The 18,321-nt window shown below is 69.2% G+C and carries 20 protein-coding genes and 1 tRNA gene; 10 read left to right on the top strand and 11 right to left on the bottom strand.

The annotated features are described in order from the left end of the window. Window positions 1–100 precede the first annotated feature (100 nt). Both ACWIDW_RS00615 and argS read right to left on the bottom strand, forming a co-directional pair. Window positions 101–868 carry an LmeA family phospholipid-binding protein gene (locus ACWIDW_RS00615; RefSeq protein ID WP_454122115.1) on the bottom strand — a complete coding sequence of 256 codons (768 nt, stop codon included), beginning with the start codon at window positions 866–868 and terminating at the stop codon, window positions 101–103. Window positions 869–873: 5 nt separating this feature from the next. After that, a complete protein-coding gene (gene argS, locus ACWIDW_RS00610; protein ID WP_454122114.1) occupies window positions 874–2,538 on the bottom strand; it encodes an arginine--tRNA ligase in 1,665 nt (554 codons plus the stop codon). Window positions 2,539–2,721: 183 nt separating this feature from the next. Here argS and ACWIDW_RS00605 point away from each other — a divergent pair, with 183 nt between their 5' ends. The 5 genes from ACWIDW_RS00605 to ACWIDW_RS00585 are packed head-to-tail and all read left to right on the top strand — an operon-like array spanning window position 2,722 to window position 7,872. Continuing rightward, window positions 2,722–3,648 carry a MurR/RpiR family transcriptional regulator gene (locus ACWIDW_RS00605; protein ID WP_454122112.1) on the top strand — a complete coding sequence of 309 codons (927 nt, stop codon included), beginning with the start codon at window positions 2,722–2,724 and terminating at the stop codon, window positions 3,646–3,648. Window positions 3,649–3,705: 57 nt separating this feature from the next. Next, window positions 3,706–5,124, top strand: a complete 1,419-nt coding sequence (gene ngcE, locus ACWIDW_RS00600) for an N-acetylglucosamine/diacetylchitobiose ABC transporter substrate-binding protein (RefSeq protein WP_454122111.1) — start codon at window positions 3,706–3,708, stop codon at window positions 5,122–5,124. A gap of 26 nt (window positions 5,125–5,150) precedes the next feature. Beyond that, window positions 5,151–6,140, top strand: a complete 990-nt coding sequence (locus tag ACWIDW_RS00595; RefSeq protein ID WP_454123221.1) for a carbohydrate ABC transporter permease — start codon at window positions 5,151–5,153, stop codon at window positions 6,138–6,140. Beyond that, window positions 6,137–7,051 carry a carbohydrate ABC transporter permease gene (locus ACWIDW_RS00590; protein ID WP_454122109.1) on the top strand — a complete coding sequence of 305 codons (915 nt, stop codon included), beginning with the start codon at window positions 6,137–6,139 and terminating at the stop codon, window positions 7,049–7,051. Before ACWIDW_RS00595 ends, ACWIDW_RS00590 begins: the two co-directional genes overlap by 4 nt. Window positions 7,052–7,077: 26 nt before the next feature. Next, on the top strand, window positions 7,078–7,872 hold the full coding sequence (locus ACWIDW_RS00585; RefSeq protein WP_454122107.1) for an SGNH/GDSL hydrolase family protein: 795 nt from the start codon (window positions 7,078–7,080) through the stop codon (window positions 7,870–7,872). Window positions 7,873–7,883: 11 nt separating this feature from the next. On the opposite strand, the gene ACWIDW_RS00580 is transcribed toward ACWIDW_RS00585, so the two are convergent. The 7 genes from ACWIDW_RS00580 to ACWIDW_RS00550 form a co-directional block, all read right to left on the bottom strand. After that, window positions 7,884–8,414, bottom strand: a complete 531-nt coding sequence (locus ACWIDW_RS00580; protein ID WP_454122106.1) for a DUF488 domain-containing protein — start codon at window positions 8,412–8,414, stop codon at window positions 7,884–7,886. 3 nt (window positions 8,415–8,417) lie between these two features. Continuing rightward, window positions 8,418–8,633: a hypervirulence associated TUDOR domain-containing protein gene (locus tag ACWIDW_RS00575; protein WP_413633555.1), complete on the bottom strand. Its 216-nt coding sequence runs from the start codon at window positions 8,631–8,633 to the stop codon at window positions 8,418–8,420. A 74-nt stretch (window positions 8,634–8,707) separates the two neighbouring features. Next, a tRNA-Arg gene (locus ACWIDW_RS00570) sits at window positions 8,708–8,780 on the bottom strand. Window positions 8,781–8,846: 66 nt separating this feature from the next. Next, the gene (locus ACWIDW_RS00565; protein ID WP_454122104.1) at window positions 8,847–9,233 is read right to left on the bottom strand and encodes a DUF1304 domain-containing protein; all 387 of its coding nucleotides are present in this window, start codon (window positions 9,231–9,233) and stop codon (window positions 8,847–8,849) included. A gap of 80 nt (window positions 9,234–9,313) precedes the next feature. After that, window positions 9,314–10,132 carry a CPBP family glutamic-type intramembrane protease gene (locus ACWIDW_RS00560; RefSeq protein WP_454122103.1) on the bottom strand — a complete coding sequence of 273 codons (819 nt, stop codon included), beginning with the start codon at window positions 10,130–10,132 and terminating at the stop codon, window positions 9,314–9,316. Further along, window positions 10,129–10,854: a tRNA (guanosine(46)-N7)-methyltransferase TrmB gene (gene trmB, locus ACWIDW_RS00555; protein WP_454122102.1), complete on the bottom strand. Its 726-nt coding sequence runs from the start codon at window positions 10,852–10,854 to the stop codon at window positions 10,129–10,131. Before trmB ends, ACWIDW_RS00560 begins: the two co-directional genes overlap by 4 nt. A gap of 71 nt (window positions 10,855–10,925) precedes the next feature. Next, window positions 10,926–11,765, bottom strand: a complete 840-nt coding sequence (locus ACWIDW_RS00550) for a DUF3097 domain-containing protein (RefSeq protein WP_454122100.1) — start codon at window positions 11,763–11,765, stop codon at window positions 10,926–10,928. Between the two features lie 122 nt (window positions 11,766–11,887). On the opposite strand from ACWIDW_RS00550, the gene ACWIDW_RS00545 reads away from it, so the two are divergent. The 4 genes from ACWIDW_RS00545 to ACWIDW_RS00530 all read left to right on the top strand — a co-directional run bounded on the left by ACWIDW_RS00545 (window position 11,888) and on the right by ACWIDW_RS00530 (window position 16,017). Continuing rightward, the gene (locus ACWIDW_RS00545) at window positions 11,888–13,879 is read left to right on the top strand and encodes a TPM domain-containing protein (protein ID WP_454122099.1); all 1,992 of its coding nucleotides are present in this window, start codon (window positions 11,888–11,890) and stop codon (window positions 13,877–13,879) included. A gap of 72 nt (window positions 13,880–13,951) precedes the next feature. Then, complete coding sequence (locus ACWIDW_RS00540) at window positions 13,952–14,692, top strand: PspA/IM30 family protein (RefSeq protein WP_454122097.1); 741 nt, start codon at window positions 13,952–13,954, stop codon at window positions 14,690–14,692. Between the two features lie 57 nt (window positions 14,693–14,749). Next, window positions 14,750–15,556 carry an arginase family protein gene (locus ACWIDW_RS00535; RefSeq protein WP_454122095.1) on the top strand — a complete coding sequence of 269 codons (807 nt, stop codon included), beginning with the start codon at window positions 14,750–14,752 and terminating at the stop codon, window positions 15,554–15,556. After that, entirely contained in the window at window positions 15,553–16,017 is a 465-nt protein-coding gene (locus ACWIDW_RS00530) for a Fe-S oxidoreductase (protein WP_454122094.1), read from the top strand. Before ACWIDW_RS00535 ends, ACWIDW_RS00530 begins: the two co-directional genes overlap by 4 nt. On the opposite strand, the gene ACWIDW_RS00525 is transcribed toward ACWIDW_RS00530, so the two are convergent. Further along, entirely contained in the window at window positions 15,996–16,457 is a 462-nt protein-coding gene (locus tag ACWIDW_RS00525) for an SIP domain-containing protein (protein WP_454122092.1), read from the bottom strand. The two genes, ACWIDW_RS00530 and ACWIDW_RS00525, sit on opposite strands and share 22 nt — an antisense overlap. A gap of 50 nt (window positions 16,458–16,507) precedes the next feature. Further along, window positions 16,508–17,212 carry a tyrosine-protein phosphatase gene (locus tag ACWIDW_RS00520; RefSeq protein WP_454122091.1) on the bottom strand — a complete coding sequence of 235 codons (705 nt, stop codon included), beginning with the start codon at window positions 17,210–17,212 and terminating at the stop codon, window positions 16,508–16,510. A gap of 197 nt (window positions 17,213–17,409) precedes the next feature. Here ACWIDW_RS00520 and ACWIDW_RS00515 point away from each other — a divergent pair, with 197 nt between their 5' ends. After that, a complete protein-coding gene (locus ACWIDW_RS00515; RefSeq protein WP_454122089.1) occupies window positions 17,410–18,321 on the top strand; it encodes an alpha/beta fold hydrolase in 912 nt (303 codons plus the stop codon).

The raw sequence follows: 18,321 nt of genomic DNA, 5'->3' as shown, positions 1-18,321 counted from the left end.
AGCGGGCGGCCCTTCGACAGGCTCAGGGACCCAAGATGGGAACCCAGGGGGCGGCCCTTCGACAGGCTCAGGGACCCAAGATGGTCAGGGACCCGAAGGGTCAGGGGCGGGGGCAGGTGCCGGGATCGAGGAGCGTGGAGTCGACCGTGATCCGGCCGTCGGCGGCGATGTCGGCCACGGCCCGGCTGCCCTCGATGCGCAGGCCGGTGAGGGTGATGCCGGCAGGAAGACGATCGGCGATGCAGATGCGCTGGGGCTGGGTGATCACCGCGCCCGCGGCGCCGGCCAGACCGGAGACGGCGTCCAGATCCACCGACGTCCCGTTCAGCATGATCGCGACGGGAGTCAGCAGCAGATCGCCATCGTCGGCTCCCGGAGTGACGGTGAGGCCGACGGGAATCCGGCTGCCGAACAGCTCGAGGTCGGCCTCGACCGTCGCATTGGGCGCGGCCAGCTCGATGCCCGAGATGGGCAGCTGCGACGCGTCGAGCAGTGACGCGAACTCGCCCTGATCGACCGCGACGGTGCCTCGTGCTGCTCCCAGCGCGCCACCCGACACGGGGACGTCGCTCGCGGTGACGCGGGCCGAGCCGGTGATGCCGCCGATCGTCACCTCATCCGAGGCGAGCTTCACCTCGTCGAGAGTGCCCGAGATCAGCTGCGGCAGCAGCACTCCGGGCACCTGCACGTCGAGCTTCTGATCGGCGGGCAGATCGAGGTTCGAGATCACGAGCGAGCGGATCGTGTTCGGCACGACCGCCCGCGCGACGAATTCCCCCGCGGCGACGAGCCCCGCCAGCACCACCACGATGACGAGCACGACCCATGGCCAGCGAGGTCGACGTCTGACGGCGGTCGCGTTCGTCATGCCGTTCACATCCTCTCGGGGGCCGAGACTCCGAGCAGGTCGAGGCCGTTGCGCAGCACCTGTCCGGTGGCGTCGTTCAGCCACAGGCGAGTGCGGTGCACCGTTTCGATCGGGTCGTCGCCCTTCGGGATGACGCGGCAGTTGTCGTACCAGCGGTGGTAGAGACCGGCGAGCTCCTCGAGGTAGCGCGCGATGCGATGCGGCTCGCGCACGTCGGCGGCGAACGCGACCAGACGCGGGAACTCCTGCAGCGCACCCAGCAGAGCACTCTCGGTCTCGTGGGTGAGCAGCTCGGGAGCGAACTCCGAGCGGTCCACGCCCGAATCGGCGGCATTGCGCGCCACGTTGTGCGTACGGGCGTGCGCGTACTGCACGTAGAACACCGGGTTGTCGTTGGTGCGCTTCTGCAGCAGCTCGGGGTCGAGATCGAGCGGCGAATCGGCCGGCGAGCGCTCAAGAGCGTAGCGCAGCGCGTCGGTGCCGATCCACGCGCGCAGATCGTCCATCTCGATGATGTTCCCCGCGCGCTTCGAGAGCCTGGCACCGCGCACCGAGACCAGCTGGCCGATGAGCACGTGGATGTTCTTCTCGGGATCCTCGCCCGCCGCTCCCGCGATCGCCTTCAGCCGGTGCACGTAACCGTGATGGTCGGCGCCGAGCAGGTAGATCTTGTCGCGGAACCCGCGATCACTCTTGTTCAGGTAGTACGCCGCGTCGGCGGCGAAGTACGTGTACTCGCCGTTCGAGCGGCGGATGACCCGGTCCTTGTCGTCGCCGAAGTCGGTGGTGCGCACCCACACGGCGCCCTCCTCGTCGAAGACGTGCCCCTGTGCCCGCAGGCGGTCGACGGCCTGGTCGACGAGGCTGGTGCCCTCGGGGCCGGGCGCGTGCAGCGTCCGCTCCGAGAACCACACGTCGAAGGGCACGTTGAAGGCGTCGAGCGATGCCTTGATCTCAGCCAGCTGATACTCGTACGCCTGATCGCGCGCGATGACCAGCTGCTCCGCCTCGGGAAGAGCGAGCAGCCCGGGGTGTGCGGCGAGCACGCGCTGCGCGAGTTCGCCGATGTACTCGCCGGGATACCCGCCCTCGGGGGTGGGTTCACCGTTGGCTGCCGCGAGGATCGACCGAGCGAAGCGCTCCATCTGCACACCGGCGTCGTTGATGTAGTACTCCCGCACCGCGTCGGCTCCGCTGGCCAGCAGCAGTCGGACGATCGCGTCGCCGAGTGCCGCCCACCGGGTGTGCCCGATGTGCAGCGGTCCCACCGGGTTCGCCGAGACGAACTCGACGTTCACCGAGACGCCCGCCTGCGAGTCGTTCGTGCCGTATGCCGGGCCCTGCTCGACGATCGTCTTCGCCAGTACGCCTGCGGCACCGGCCTCGAGACGGATGTTGATGAATCCGGGACCGGCGATCTCGACGCCCTCGATCCCGTCAGCATCGGCGAGACCGTCGGCGATCCGCTGCGCGAGCTCGCGGGGGTTCGTGCCGAGCCGCTTGGCGAGCCGCATCGCGATGTTCGTCGACCAGTCCCCGTGGTCGCGGTTGCGCGGACGCTCGAGCACGATGTCCGCGACGTCGACGCCGAGCGTCTCATCCGGTCGCAGCATGGCCGCGATCGGCTCGAGGACGGCGAGGACGGCGGCGGAGAGGGCTTCAGGGTTCATAGGGGCTCAAGTCTACGGCTCGCCGTATCTCCGACCGGAACCGGATGAGGCAGTCGCGCCGCAGCGCTTCGTGATTCATTCGTGACGTCGGGGCATTTGACGTTTTCGTCGCATGAGAATAGTTTTCAGTGCAACGGGGACCCCGGACGAGATGCGCTCTCGCCCCCGACGAACCTGGAGGCAATGGTGCCACGGAGCCGCGACATCGCAACCGGCCTGACGATCGCACGGCGCATCGCAGACCGTCGTCGCGCCATGCCTGCCGCGATGAGCCGGATCGCTGACGTCGTCGCCGAGCATCCGGCCGCTCCTGTCGAGATGACCATCACCGAACTCGCCGATCGCGCCGGCACATCCGCTGCCACGGTCACCCGCTTCTGCCGTGCGCTCGGGTTCGACGGGTACACGCAGTTCCGCGTGGGCGTCGCCTCCGAGATCGGACGGGGCGATGCCGACGAGAGCTGGCATGCCGACATGGGTCGCGAGCTGAGTCCCTCCGACGAACCGTCGAAGGTGCTGAACACCCTGGTCGGCCTGCACGTCGAGAGCCTGCAGAGCACGGCGACCGGCCTCGACCTCGACGCTGTCCTGCGGGTCGCGGATGCGATCACCGCCGCCCGTCACGTCGACATCTACGGTGTCGGCGGGAGCGGGGTCATGGCTCGGGAGTTCCAGGGGCGGCTGTACCGCATCGGCGTCAACGCGCACAGCTGGTCGGATGTGCACGACGGTCTCACCAGCGCCGTCCTGCAGGATCAGACGTCGGTCGCGATCGGCATCTCGAGCACCGGCCGCACCGAGGAGACGGTGCAGATGCTCTCCCAGGCGCGCTCAGCAGGGGCGTTCGCCGTCGCGATCACGCACGACATCGATTCGCCCCTCGCCACTCTGGCCGACATCTCGCTCGCCACCGCGGAGCCCACCGCCTATCTGCGCCCGGACGATCTGTCGGTCAAGCACTCGCAGCTGCTCGTGCTCGATCTGCTCTACGTGCTCGCCGCGCAGCAGACGTTCGGTGTGGCCGCGACCCGTCTGGCCGCGAGCGCCATGGCCGTGGCCCCGCACCGCCGCGCCCCGCGCACGCAGCGGTCCGACGCCGCCGCGCCGTGAGCGCACCGAAGACCCCCACCCGAATACCGATTCACACCCACAACGGAAGGTAAAGAGATGGACATCAAAGACGCATCCATCAGCCGTCGCAACCTGCTGCGAGGTGCGGCAGCCGCAGCGCTGCTGCTGCCGTTCAGCGCCACCCTCGCCTCCTGCGCCGCCCCCGGCGGTGGCGGCGGAGACAAGGCACCGGCCGGCGAGGTGACCGCCGACAACCCGTTCGGCGTCGCAGCGAACTCGAAGGTCGACGCCGTGATCTTCAACGGCGGCTATGGAATCGACTACGTCGAGAACTCCGCGAAGCTGATGGAGAAGAACAAGGGACTGGACGGCGTCAGCGTCAAGGTCTCTCCGTCGACCAAGATCGCCACCGAGCTGCAGCCGCGGTTCGTCGGCGGCAACCCGCCGGACCTCATCGACAACTCCGGTGCGAACTCGATCGGCTGGAACACCATCCTCGATCAGCTCGAGGAGCTCGACGACGTGCTCGACGCGAACAACAGCGACGGCGAGAAGATCGCCGACACGGTGTTCTCGGGCGTGAAGGACCCCGGCACCTTCGACGGCAAGTTCGTCGCGCTCAACTACGTGCTGACGGTCTACGGCATCTGGTACTCGTCGAGCCTGTTCGAGCAGAACGGCTGGTCGGTGCCCACCAGCTGGCAGGACCTCAAGGACCTCGGCGCCAAGGCAAAGGAGCAGGGCAAGTACCTGTTCCTGTGGGGCAAGGAAGCGGCGACGTACTACCAGACGATGGTCATCGACTCGGCCGTCGTGCAGGCCGGCGACGATGTGCGCCTGCCGCTGGAGAACCTCGCCGAGGACGCCTGGTCGCACCCCGTGCTGCAGGACATCCTGAACATCTTCTACGAGCTGATCCAGGCCGGGTACGTCAAGCCGGGCGGCTCGGGCACGCAGTTCACCGAGGCACAGGCGCAGTGGAGCAACAGCCAGGAGGCTCTGCTGTACCCGTCGGGCTCGTGGATCGAGAACGAGATGAAGGACCAGACCGCGGACGGCTTCAAGATGAAGGGCATCTCCGAGCTGCCCCTGGACGGCAACCAGACCACGCCCGCGGGTACCGCGCGCGTCGAGGCCGGCGAGCCGTTCATCGTGCCCTCGAAGGCGAAGAACCCCGAGGGCGGCAAGGAGCTGCTGCGCACCATGCTGTCGAAGGAGGCGGCGACCGCCTTCGCGAAGAGCAAGCTGGCCCCGACCGTCGTCAAGGACACCGTCCCGGCCGACGGCTTCGGCTCCACGGCCCTGGTCTCGCAGTCCGAGATCATCGACGCCGCCGACGGCAACGTCTTCACGATCAAGTCGACGAACCTGTACGGCATGAACAGCGACCAGCTGCCGATCTGGAACTCGTTCCTCGACGGCAAGATGGATGTCGCCACCCTCACCAAGCAGCTGCAGGCGCTGGTCGACAAGGTCCGCGAAGACGACTCCGTCAAGAAGATCGAGATCAAGTGACCACTGCTCCCGGTGTCGACGCGGCGCTGGACACCGTCGCCGTGACGGCAGCCCGGGCGGGGCGGCGCAAGCCGCCCCGCCTCGGGCGGCGCCCGCTGACCTTCGACTACGTCTCCTTCCTGCTGGTGTTCCTCGGCCTGCCGGTCGCGGTGTTCGTGATCTTCGTGATCTCGCCGTTCGTGCAGGCCGTGTACTACTCGATGACCAACTGGACCGGCTTCACCGCCGAGATGGACTTCATCGGGGTGAAGAACTTCGTGAAGCTCTTCAACGACGCGACCTTCATGCAGGCGATGGGCAACAACATCCTGCTCGCCATCGTGCTGCCGCTGATCACGCTCACGATCGCGCTCGTCTTCGCGAGCATGATCACCATCGGCGGGCCCAGCAGCGGTCAGGTGCGCGGGCTGCGCGCGTCGAGCTTCTACCGTGTGGTGTCGTTCTTCCCGTACGTCATCCCGGCGATCGTCATCGGCATCCTGTGGAGCATGATCTACACGCCCAGCGGCCTGCTGAACGGCCTGCTCGGTGCGGTCGGCATCGACATGAACGACTTCGCCTGGCTCGGCGACGAGCGCACCGCGATGGGCGCATCCATCTTCGTCATGGCCTGGGGCATGATCGGCTTCTACATGGTGCTGTTCATCGCCGCGATCAAGGGCGTCCCCGCCGAGATCTACGAGGCGGCGCGCATCGACGGCGCGGGCCGGTTCCGCACGACGGTGTCGATCACGCTGCCGCTCATCCGCGACAACGTGCAGACGGCGTACATCTACCTCGGCATCATGGCGCTGGACGCGTACGTGTACATGGTCGCGCTGAACGCGACCGGCGGCCCCGGCAACAGCACCCTCGTGATGAGCCAGTACCTGTTCCGCACGGCTTTCGAGAAGGGCCAGTTCGGCCTCGCCAGCGCCATGGGCGTGGTGCTCGCCGTGATCACACTGATCTTCGCCGCTGTGGTGTTCCTCGTGAACCGCCTCACCGGCGGCAAGGACGACGGAGGCCGAGCATGAGCCAGCAGACCCGGACCCTGATCGCGGTCGACCCGGCCCGCGCGCGCCGCGAGCGCGGCGCAGATCGCAAACCCACTCTGACTCCCGGGGATCGCGCTGTCGGCGTCGTCTCGCACGTGGTGCTCTCCATCTGGGCGATCGTCGTGATCCTGCCCATGCTGTGGACGCTGCTGAGCTCGTTCAAGGCGACGAAGGAGATCTTCGCCTCGCCGTTCGGCCTGCCCGCACAGTGGAACTTCGACAACTACGTGTCGGCGTGGAGCAAGTACAACTTCGGGCAGATGTTCCTGAACACGGTCATCGTCGTCGGCTCGGCGCTCATCCTCGTGATGCTGCTGGGCGCGATGTGCGCGTACGTGCTGGCCCGATTCTCGGTTCCCGGCAGCCGGGTCATCTACTACCTGATGCTCGCCGGACTCACCTTCCCGGTGTTCCTCGCGATCGTGCCGCTGTTCTTCATCCTGCAGGGCATGGGACTGCTGAACACGCTGCCCGGACTGATCATCACCTACGTCGCCTTCGCCCTGCCCTTCACGGTGTTCTTCCTGTTCTCGTTCTTCAAGTCGCTGCCGTACGAGATCCAGGAGGCCGCGTACGTCGATGGCGCGAGCGAGTGGCGCACGTTCTTCCAGGTCATGCTGCCGATGGCCAAGCCCGGACTCGCCGCGGTGGCGATCCTGAACTTCCTCGGACTGTGGAACCAGTTCCTGCTGCCGGTCGCGCTGAACACCGACCAGGCGAAGTACGTGCTCTCGCAGGGCATGGCCGCGTTCGCGTCCGCCGCCGGATACGCAGTGGACTTCGGAGCACTGTTCGCCGCGGTGATCATCACGATCGCCCCGGTGCTGCTGGTGTACATCTTCTTCCAGCGGCAGCTGCAGGGGTCCGTCACCCAGGGAACGTCGAAGTAGCAGCATCCGTCGTTTACGCTCTTCTCATGACCCTGCACCCGCCGACCCGACGGCGCCGCACGGCCCTCGCGATCGGCGGCGCCCTGGCGGTGGCGCTCGCCGTCACCCTGGGCATCACTCGTCCCTGGTCTCCGCCGGCGGAGACCGCCCCGGTCGCCGCGGCGGAGCACGGCATCTCCCCTGTGGCGCTCACGCTCCCCGACGATCCTGAGGTGCTCGTCTTCGGCGACTCGTGGACCTACGGCTCGGCTGCGACCGTGCCCACGAACGGCTACGCCTATCGCCTCGCCCAACTCATCCACGGCGACACGGTCGTGCGCGGGGTGCGCGGCAGCGGCTACCAGCGGCCCGGAGTAGACGGACCGGACTTCCTCACCCGGGTCGGCGAGCTGGAGTCATGGATCGATCCCGACCTGATCATCCTGCAGGGGTCGATCAACGATCGTCTGTCGGACGCGGCGGCGTACCCCGCCGCGGTGAATGCGGTGTGGGATGCCGTGGTCGCCAAGTACCCCGGGGTGCCCATCGTCATCCTGGGACCGGCGCCGCACGAGCTGCCGGTCGGTGCGTCGACGGCACGCATCGACCGCGACCTCGCCGATCTCGCCGCGGCGCGCGGCTGGTGGTACATCTCGCCCGTGCAGGAGGACTGGATCACCGAGGCGAACTACCTGCAGCTGATCGACGTGGGCGCCGGGCGCCGGCATCCGTCGGATGCCGGTCACGCCTACCTGGCTGAGAAGGTCTCGGCGGCGCTGGAGCGCTTCCGCACGGCGCCGGTGACCGCGGCGGACGAGGCGAAGCCGAAGCCCGCCCAGTAGGCCGCGCGGGGTCAGTTGGACCAAGGGTACTCGACCCCACCGCTTCTGAGCACGGCTCCCGGCGTGAGCGTCGCCTCCGCCACCCGGCCGTCGGGCATCAGGTGACCGACCGCGAGGTCGCGCGCCAGCAGGTGGTCAGCGATGATCCGCCGGTGGCAACGCCACCAGACAGCCTCGGAGCACATCACCGCGGTCCGCCCGTCGATGCTGTCGGCGACCGCCAGCAGCTGCTCCATCCCCTCGGCGAAGTCGGCGCCCAGTGCGTAGTCCGCATAGTTGTGGAAGCTGCGGTTGCGCCACATGCCGTTGACCTCATCCGGGATCTGACGCTGCAGGTTGCGGCGTCCGCCGAGCTGTTCGATGCGCAGATACCGGATGTCATGCTCGGGCATCGATGCGGCGAGAGAATCGGCGTTGAACCACGGGTATCGGTTCGAGCCCGGCAGCCGGCGCACGTCGATCAGCGCGCCCACCTCGGCCGCGCGCAGCAGCTCGGTGAACTCGTCCAGAGGGTGGGTGGAATGGCCGACGGTGAGGATCATCGGTCAGTCGTCGAGCAGCGTCAGCGCGCTTCCCTTGTGCGCCGCGACGTGGTCGGTCTTGTCGCTCTTGATCTCGTACTGCGGGTCGTCGTCGCTGGCGCGTCGCGTGCGGCCCATGAACTCGAAATCGGACGTGTGCACCTTCGTGATGCGCCCGCGCACGCGCCCCGCCTCGGAGTTCCAGCTGACGTGCTCTCCGACCTTGTACCTTCTCGTCATCGCCGCGCTCCTCTCGAGGATCCCGCTGCCGAAGACGGGAGAAGACCGCCCGGTGGGCGGTCTTCTCTGATGCGTGCCCCCGACAGGAATCGAACCTGCGACCTACGGTACCGGAAACCGGCGCTCTATCCGCTGAGCTACGGAGGCGTACCGGACGAGCCTACCAGTTGCGGACTCGGTGAAATACACGCGCGCGAGGTCCACGCGCGCAGCTCACAGCATCGAGACGGTCAGTGCGATCACGGCGAGCAGCGGCACTGTGCCCTGCGTCGCAGCGGCTCGCAGCTTCGTGCGGTCCGAGACGACGAGCACCAGCGCGGCGGCGAGCATCATCGCCGTGCCGGCGAGCGCGAGCGTCATGCCTGCCGTGTACCCGCCCAGGATGACGAGGACCACCCCGAGGAACGTCGCGATGGCGAGGAAGAGGTTGTAGAAGCCCTGATTGAACGCGAGAGCGCGCATCGTCTCGGCCTCGGAGGCGCTTCGCACCCCGAAGATCCGTCGTGTGGCCGGATGCGTCCACCGCAGGGATTCCAGCACGAAGATGTAGATGTGAAGGGCGCCGGCGAGCACGGCGAGCACGAGACCTGCGATCCGCATCGCTCGATCCTCCTCCCCCGGGGCGCAGCCCGACAATTCCCGGCATTCCCCGATCCGCCCGCCGGCCCGCCGAGAACGCGTCAGACGAGGAAGAACGGAAGCAGGCCGGGGTTGTGCGCGTGCACGAGCACGACGAACACGACGGCGTCGAAGAGCAGGTGCACGGTCACGACGTAGGCGAGCGAGTGTGTGCGCAGGAAGATCCAGCCCTGCAGCAGCGCGAACGGGATCGTCAGCACCGGCCCCCACTCGCGGTACCCGAGCTCCCAGAGGAACGACACGAACACGACCATCTGCAGCAGGTTCGCGCTCAAGGCCGACATGTGCCGGCGCAGCAGGGCGAAGACGGTGCAGATGAAGAACAGCTCGTCCCAGATGCCGACCGCGCCGACGCCGACGAACAGCCGCGCGATGAGGTCGGGTGTATCGACCACCGGCCAGTTCTGATACACACCGCTGGTGATGAAGTAGAACGGCAGGATCAGCCAGCCGAGCACGAGCACCGCGACGAGCCAGCCCCACTGCCACCGCGTCCAGCTCGTGCGCGCGCGCCAGGGAAAGACGATCGCCCGATCGCGGAACACGAACCGCGACACGAGATACGGCACGAGCACCGCTCCGCCGAGCGCGAGCGTGAAACGCAGCATCGACAGGTTGTCAAGCTGCGCCTCGAGCGAGATGGCGTGCACGATGAGCATGCCGATCCCGATCAGCGACAGATCGCGCGTCAGCGAGGGTGCCGCCGCGGTCACGACGCGCCGTTCGATCAGCGCCGCGATCCCGACCCCGGCCGCGAGCAGCAGCCAGCCGACCCAGGTCCAGCCGAGCACGAAGAACGCCGGGGCTGCGGCGCACACCAGCGCCGCCGGAGGGATGCTGTGCCAGGCGGCCTTCGTCACGCCCGGGGCACCCGGCGGTAGGTGAGGTCGCGGATCTCGCGCCCCTTGGCGATTCCCTTGCGCTCGAAGGCGGTCATGACGCGACCCTCGAAGCGCTCGGCCCATTCCCCGTCGAACGCGCGCTCGAAATCGGGCGCCTCGTCGAGCACCTCACGCATCTGCAGTGCGTAGTCCTCCCAGTCTGTCGCCAGACGCAGCACTCCCCCCGCGGCGATCGCGTGCGCGGCGGTCGCCGGGAAACCGGGCCGGATGAGCCGCCGCTTGGTGTGGCGCTTCTTGTGCCACGGGTCGGAGAAGAAGATCCACACCTCGGATGCCGATCCCTCGGGCAGGTACGTCGAGAGCACCTCCGGAGCGTTCGCCTCGACCAGGCGCAGGTTTCGAACGTCGGCGGCTGCCGCGTCGAGCATGGTGCGCGCCAGCCCAGCCCGGAAGACCTCGACCGCCAGGAAGTCGGTGTCGGGCGCCGCGGACGCGGCCGCGACGATGGCGTGGCCCTGACCGGAGCCGATCTCGACGATCAGCGGCGCCTCGCGCCCGTACTCGGCCGCCACATCGAGCCGCGCTTCGGGGTGCACCGAGGTGAAGGCCACGCCGCGGGGGACGTCGAGCAGATAGAACGGCGCGTGCTGCTCGAACGCCCGCTCCTGCGCCTCGGACATGCGGCCGCTGCGGCGCACGAACGAGACGGGCTCATCACGGAAGGTGCGTGGTTCGGGCATCCCTCCAGCGTACCGGGGCGCTTCGACAGGCTCAGCGACCCGAATGGACGGGATGCCCCGCGAGCGGCCGGTCACTGCGCGGGCGCCGTGACGAAGTCGATCAGCTCCTCGACCCGGCCGAGCAGCGCCGGCTCGAGGTCGCGGTAGGTGGTGACGCGCGCGAGGATCCGCTTCCACGCGTGGGCGATGTCGGCCTGATCGTCGGCCGGCCAGCCGAAGGCGCGGCAGATGCCCGTCTTCCAGTCGGTGCCGCGCGGGATCTCGGGCCATGCCCGAATGCCCATCGCCGCCGGGGTCACGCACTGCCACACGTCGATGTACGGGTGGCCCACGATCTTCAGATGCCGACCGTGCGGGCCGCGCATGATCTGCTCGACGATGCGCGTCTCCTTCGAGCCGGGCACCAGATGGTCGACCAGCACGCCGTAGCGGCGCGTGGCCGACGGCGGCGAGTCTGCGAGCAGCTCGTCGAGCAGATCGAGACCCTTCAGGTACTCGACGACGACACCCTCCACGCGCAGATCCGCTCCCCAGACCTTCTCGACCAGCTCGGCGTCGTGACGCCCCTCGACGAGGATGCGGCTGGGCAGCGCCACCCGAGCCCGGTCGTCGGCGACGGCGAAGGATCCGGATGCCGTGCGGCGGGGCCCCGACTTCTTCGCCGCAGGTGCGACGAGCTTCACCGGCCTGCCGTCGATCATGAATCCTCCGCCCAGCGGGAAGCTGCGCCGGCGACCCTTCCAGTCCTCGAGCTCGACCATCCCCGCCTCGACGCGCGTGACCGCGCCGCAGTAGCCGTCCTGGGCGACCTCGACGACGAGATCCCTGTCGGCGGCGACCTCGGTCGTCGTGGCGAAACCGCGCTGCCGCCAGCCGTCGGCGAGCACGTCGGAGCCGTACATGTCGTCCATGCCCTCCAGCGTATGCGTCTGCGCTGAGGGCGAACGGCGAACCCGCCGTGGGTGCTGTCGCCGGTCGGGCCCAGTGCATAGACTCGTGCCATGGTGCACGTCTGCCAGCCGGAGGGGACGCGATGAGGAATCGGTGGCGAACTGCGGCCGCGGTCCTGCTCGGTGCGCTGCTGGGGGCGCTGTCGCTGAGCACGGCATCCGCGACCGACCCCGGCGAGCTCGACGGGCAGATCACCGATCGCAGCGGCGTCGTCTCCGCCGCTGACCGAGCGGACGCGCAGGCGACGCTCGACAGGCTGCGCGACGAGGCGGGTGTCGACCTCTTCTTCGTGATGGTTCCGCAGTACACCTCGCCGGCCGATCCCGCCGAGTGGACGACCCGCACCGCGCAGGGCAACGGCTTCAGCGACACCCAGTACCTCATCTCGGTCTCGACCGAGGGCCGCAACTACACGATGTACCGCCCCGACGCGGGGCGGATGAGCGTCGAGCAGCGCGACGAGATCCTCGCCGCCATGCGGCCGGATCTGTCGAACAGCGACTTCAGCGGTGCGGTGGTCGCGGGTGCCGATGAGGCGTACGACATCTTCGTGCTCGCCCCGCAGCGCTCCGCGCGTACCGCGCTCATCGTCGGCATCGTCGCGGTGATCATCGCCGTGGTCGTCGTGATCGTGCTGCTCGTGCGCCGCGCTCGCAGGCGCGCGGCGGCGAAGGCCGCGCGACAGGCGCAGCTGGCCGAGCTCGGCAGGCAGGCCAGCATCGCACTGGTGCGCACCGACGACCTGGTGCGCACCAGCGAGCAGGAGATGGAGTACGCTCGCGCTCAGTTCGGCGACGAGGTGATCGAGCCCTTCGTGCTCGCTCTGCAGACATCGCGCACCAACCTCGACGAGGCGTTCTCGCTGCAGCAGAAGCTGGACGATGAGATCCCGGACACCGACGAGCAGCGGATCGAGTGGAACCAGCGCATCCTGCAGCTGTGCTCGGACTCGACGCAGGTGCTCGAGGCGCGCAAGGCGGAGTTCGACGAGCTGCGCGAGCTCGAGCAGAACGCCCCGGCCGCGCTCGAGAACGTGCGCCGTCTTCGTGAGGCGGCGGGCGCCGAGATCGAGCGCGCCGATCGGATCCTCGCCGAGCTCGCCGCGGTCTATGCCGCCTCCGCGATCTCACCCGTCGTCGGCAACACGGCCGAAGCCCGCTCGCGGATGGCGTTCACCGATGAGCGCATCCACGAGGCCGATGCGTTGATCGCGGCCGGCGAGACAGGTGACGCCGCGGTCGCCATCCGTGCGGCCGAGGCCGCCGTGCAGCAGGCCACCCAGCTCGAGGACGCGATCGAGAAGCTGCAGAGTGACCTGCGGGCGGCAGACGACCGGGCTGCCGCGCTGATCTCCGAGCTGAACGCCGACGTGCAGACCGCTCGCTCCCTGCCCGATTCCCAGGGCGGCATCGCTGCGGCCGTGGCCGGCACCCTGCAGGGCATCCAGCGCGCGCAGGCGATGCTCACAGCATCCGGCCGCGAACCTCTCGACGCGCTGCGGACGCTGGAGGCGGCCAACACGTCGATCGACGCGGTGATCCAGCAGGGCCGCGACGAGCAGGCCCGGATCGCACGGGCCGTGAGCATGCTCGGCGATGCCGTGCGGCGGGCAGAGGTGCAGATCTCCACGGCGGAGAGCTTCATCCTCAATCGGCGCGGATCGATCTCGTCGACCGCGCGCACCAGGCTCGCCGAAGCGCAGGCGACGCTCGATCAGGCGCGATCGACCGCACGGGTCGACCCGGTGCAGGCGCTCGCGCTCGCACAGCGGGCGGATGCCCTGGCATCCGAAGCCATCCGGATCGCCCAGAGCGACTACTCCGGGTTCAGCGGCGGCGGTCGCGGGGGCGGCGACACTCTCGGCGCCCTGCTCGGCGGCATCCTCATCGGCCAGGCCACCGGCGGTCACCACGGCGGCGGCTGGGGCGGCGGCTGGGGCTCCGGCGGAGGCGGCTGGAGCGGCGGCGGCAGCAGCGGCGGCGGAGGCTTCTTCGGCGGCGGAGGCGGCGGAGGCTTCTCGGTCGGCGGCTTCGGCGGCAGTTCCGGCAGCAGCGGCGGCGGCGGCGCCTTCTGACACCCCCGCCTCACCCCACGATCCTGATACGACCATCGACCACGACACCCTGAGAACAGCAAAGGAATCAACATGGCCAAGGAATCCATCTTCGGACGCATCTCGACCCTCGTCCGGGCGAACATCAACTCGCTCCTCGACCAGGCCGAGGACCCGCAGAAGATGATCGACCAGCTGGTCCGTGACTACTCGAACAACATCGCCGACGCCGAGTCGGCGATCGCCGAGACGATCGGCAACCTCCGCCTGCTCGAGCGCGACCACGAAGAGGACGTCCGCGCGGCACGCGAATGGGGCAACAAGGCGCTCGCCGCCAGTCGCAAGGCCGACGAGCTGCGCGCGGCCGGCAACACGACCGACGCCGACAAGTTCGACAGCCTCGCGAAGATCGCGCTGCAGCGTCAGATCGGCGAAGAGCGCGAAGCGCAGGCTGCAGAGCCGCAGATCGCCGCGCAGACCGAGATCGTCGAGAAGCTCAAGAGCGGCCTGAACGGCATGAAGGACAAGCTCGGTGAGCTCAAGACGAAGCGCAGCGAGCTGCTGGCCCGCGCGAAGGTCGCCGAGGCGCAGACCAAGGTGCAGGATGCCATCGGCTCGATCAACGTGCTCGACCCGACCAGTGAGCTCGGTCGCTTCGAAGACAAGATCCGCCGTCAGGAGGCCCTCGCCCAGGGCAAGGCCGAGATCGCGGCCTCGTCGCTCGACGCGCAGTTCGAGAGCCTCGAAGACCTCGGTGAGCTGACCGAGGTCGAGGCCCGCCTCGCCGAGCTCAAGTCCGGCGGCACCCCGCGTGCCGCTCTCGAAGCAGAGTGACCCTTGGGGTGGATGCCGCGCACCGGCATCCACCCCGCTTCTCCCCCCGGAGAGAACATGACCCGTTTCCTGATCGTCCCGCAGTGGCAGGGCTCGCCGTCGGCCCGCGCCATGCTGCTCACCGACGGCGCCGCGGCCATCGCCGGCGACCTGCCGCGTCGCGATTCGACCATGCTCGATGTGCCGCTCGAGGCCGGCGACTCGCTGGGCACCGGCATCCGGCGTCTCAGTGCGCTGCTGCGCACGCGCGAGCTCGTCGCCGAGCACGTCGCCGCTGCGAGCGAGCAGACCGTGGTGGTCGGCGGCGACTGCAGCGTGAGCGTCTTCGCCCTGTCTGCCGTAGACACCTCCGACCTGGCCGTGCTGTGGTGCGACGCGCACCCCGACCTGAACGATGCGTCGACCTCGCCGTCCGGGGCGTTCGCCGGGATGGCGCTGCGTGCCGTGATGGGCGAAGGTGAGCCGCAGCTGGCTCTGTCGCCAGGTGTGCCTCCAGAACGGGTCGTGCTGCTCGGCGCGCGCGCCATCGACGACACCGAGCGGGATGTCCTGGACGGGGTGGCGCAGATCTCGCCCGATGGTCTCGGTGACCCCGGCGTCGTCGCCGCCGCTGTGCGCGCGACGGGCGCGAGCCGCGTGTGGGTGCACATCGACGTCGACGTGCTCGACCCGGCGGAGTTCGAGGGCGTGTCTGAGGCAGCCCCGTTCGGTGTGACCGCGAACGACCTCGCCGCCGCGCTGCGGCGACTGCGCGACGAGGTGCCCCTCGCCGGCGCCACGATCGCCGGCTTCGCGCCGCGCAGCCCCGCCGACGCCGTGCTCGATCTCGGCGCGATCCTGCGTCTGATCGGCGCCGTGGCATGACGGACGATTGGCGAGCCGAAGCGGATCGCGCGCTCGCGCGCGGGCGCCGTGTGGACCGGCTTCTGCCGTCGCTGCTGCTGGACTCGCCGATCAGCGGCCTCGGCTACGCGTGGGGAACCGCGGTCGGCTGGGTGTGGGGATCACTGTGGAGCACCGGCCGCGTGCATCGCCGAGAGGGTCTCTGGGTCTTCCGCGGGATGCCCGGCTGGGCTTTCGCCCGCGGCGGTGTCTGCGTGGGCGGATGCTTCCTCACCGGCGACCGCGATCCGTCCGACGCCGTGCTCAGGCATGAGGCCGTGCACAAGCGCCAGTGGCGGCGATACGGGTTCTTGATGCCCGTGCTCTACCTGCTGGCCGGACGGAATCCGCTGCGCAACAGGTTCGAGATCGAGGCCGGGCTGGAGGACGGCGGCTACGTGCCGCGCTCGCGGCAGGTCGGTCAGTCCGAGGCGAGACCGTAGCGCGCCGGAGCGTGGATCGCCTCCGCGGGAACGGCGCCGGCGCTCGTCAGGTGGTCGACGATGTCGGCCGTGCTCAGCCAGCCGCCGAGGAGGATCACCTCGGTGCGCAGGCCGGCGCCGGAGTCGTCGCAGAGCATCTCGTCAGCCCACGCGATCGCGGCGCGACTGAGCGCCTCGCCGGTGGCGCGCGGCTGGACGCCGCGGCGGGCGCGGGGCAGCCAGGTGACGGTCATCCGCGGGGGCGCCGTGATGACCCCGATGTCGGAGGACTCCGGCACCTCGATGAAGACGCGCCCGACTGCGCACATCGGCAGCGTGGCGAGGGCGAGCTCGAGGTCGGCGAGCGATCGCTCGTCGGCCGTGATCAGGTGCTGAACCTGCGGTCGCCGGGATGCCCGTCGTGCGGCGCGGCTGCCGGCATACGTCTGAGTGGTTCCCATGATGGGTCAACTCTACCACCGATGTAGGGTTGCCTAACCTCAGTCGGGCCTCATTCGAGCAGTGCGTCCGCCAGCGCGTGCAGCTCGTCAGCACTCATCCCCGCGTGGCGGAGGTAGGCCGCCACAGAGCCGAAACGGTCATCGATGTCGGCGAGCAGGGATGCCATCACCGGAGCGGGCGACTCGGTCGCGAGCTGCACGGCGTTCGTCGCATCGGGCAGGTTCGCTCGCAGGTACTGCACGATCGCCCGGTTGCGCTCGCGCGGCAGCTGCGACGCGGTGAGCGCGTAGTCGGCGACCACGGCATCCCGGTCTGCGCCCACGGCGCTGAGTGCGAGGGCGACGGTGACGCCGGTGCGGTCCTTGCCGACAGTGCAGTGCACGAGAGTCGGCTCGCCCGCCGCGATGACCCGCACCGCGTCGACCAGTCTGGGGGCCGACTCGTCGATCAGGTGACGGTACATCGCGGTGAGGTCCATGTTCAGGGCGAAGAACGATCCGACCGACCCGAGGAAGAGCGGGATGCGCGTGACGGGGACGCCGGTCAGCGCGGACGGTTCGCGCGCGACCTCGGCGTCGTCACGCAGGTCGATGACGTGTCGCACGCGCTCCGCGAGATCGGCGCCACCCGCAGCCGTGAGGTGCGCGAGGTGGCCGGAGCGCAGGAGCGCGCCGGAGCGGACCCGCGACGAGCCGGCGGGGATGCCGCCGACGTCGCGAAGGTTCGCCACACCGCTCACGGCGAGCACGCTCATGGGCGCACTCGATTCCGGCGCTCGATCATTCCGCCAGCCTACGCGCGCACGACGCGGAGCGCGGGACGATCACGCACGGCGCAAATTCATTTGCGCAAGCACTCTCGCGTGAACAACGCCAATCTGCTCAGTGTTACGGTCACCAGTTGGGCACACTGCTCCGGCATTTCTTCCTGCCGCTGCGACAAGAGCAGAATATGGCCGTGGTCCACGACACCAGCGAATTCCGCTATCTGCCCCGCCAGGCGCAGACCCTCGGCACCGACGTACCCCGCGCCGAGCGTATCGCGATCGACCTTCCCGACGGTCGCGTCCTCAGTGCGCTGCGCTTCGGCGACGGCGACCCCGAGGTGACGCTGCTGCACGGCGCCGGTCTCAACGCCCACACGTGGGACACCGTCGCCCTGCTGCTCGGCCGCCCGGCGATCGCGATCGATCTCGCCGGCCACGGCGACTCCTCCTGGCGCGACGACCTCGACTACTCCCCCGCTGTGCTCGCCGGCGACGTGGCTCACGCTCTCGCCCTGTGGGCGCCGCGCCCGCAGATCCTCGTCGGTCACTCCCTGGGCGGGCTCGCCGCACAGGTCGTCGCCGCTGAGCATCCCGAACGGGTGCGCGAGCTGATCCTGGTCGACATCGTGCCCGGGCTCGACACGGACGCCGCCCCGGCCGTGCTGCGCGAGTTCTACGCGGTCACCGACTTCGCCTCTCGCGACGAGGCGGTCGACCGGGCGCAGGCGTTCGGCCTCGGCGGCAGCCGCGCCGACACCGAGCGCGGAGTCTTCTTCAACACGCGCGTGCGCGACGACGGTCGGGTGGAGTGGAAGCACCACTTCGCGCGCATCATCGGATCGGCGTTCGACTCGCTGAAGGCCGAGCAGGTGGCATCCGGTGTGGCGCCCTGGGCGCAGCTCGCCGCCGTCACCGCCCCCGTCACCCTCGTGCGCGGCGAGCGCGGCTTCCTGCAGGACGCCGATGTCGCCGCGTTCACCGAACATCTTCCCGCAGCCGCTGTCGTCACCGTCGACGCCGGACACAACGTCCAGGAGACAGCCCCCGACTCGCTCGCCGCCATCGTGACCGGCGCGCTGACCCGCGAGACGCGCTGA

This window comes from Microbacterium sp. NPDC055312 (genome assembly GCF_053645675.1).
The sequence above is the reverse complement of the archived record's forward strand: the minus strand, read 5'-3'. Positions and strand labels throughout refer to the sequence as shown.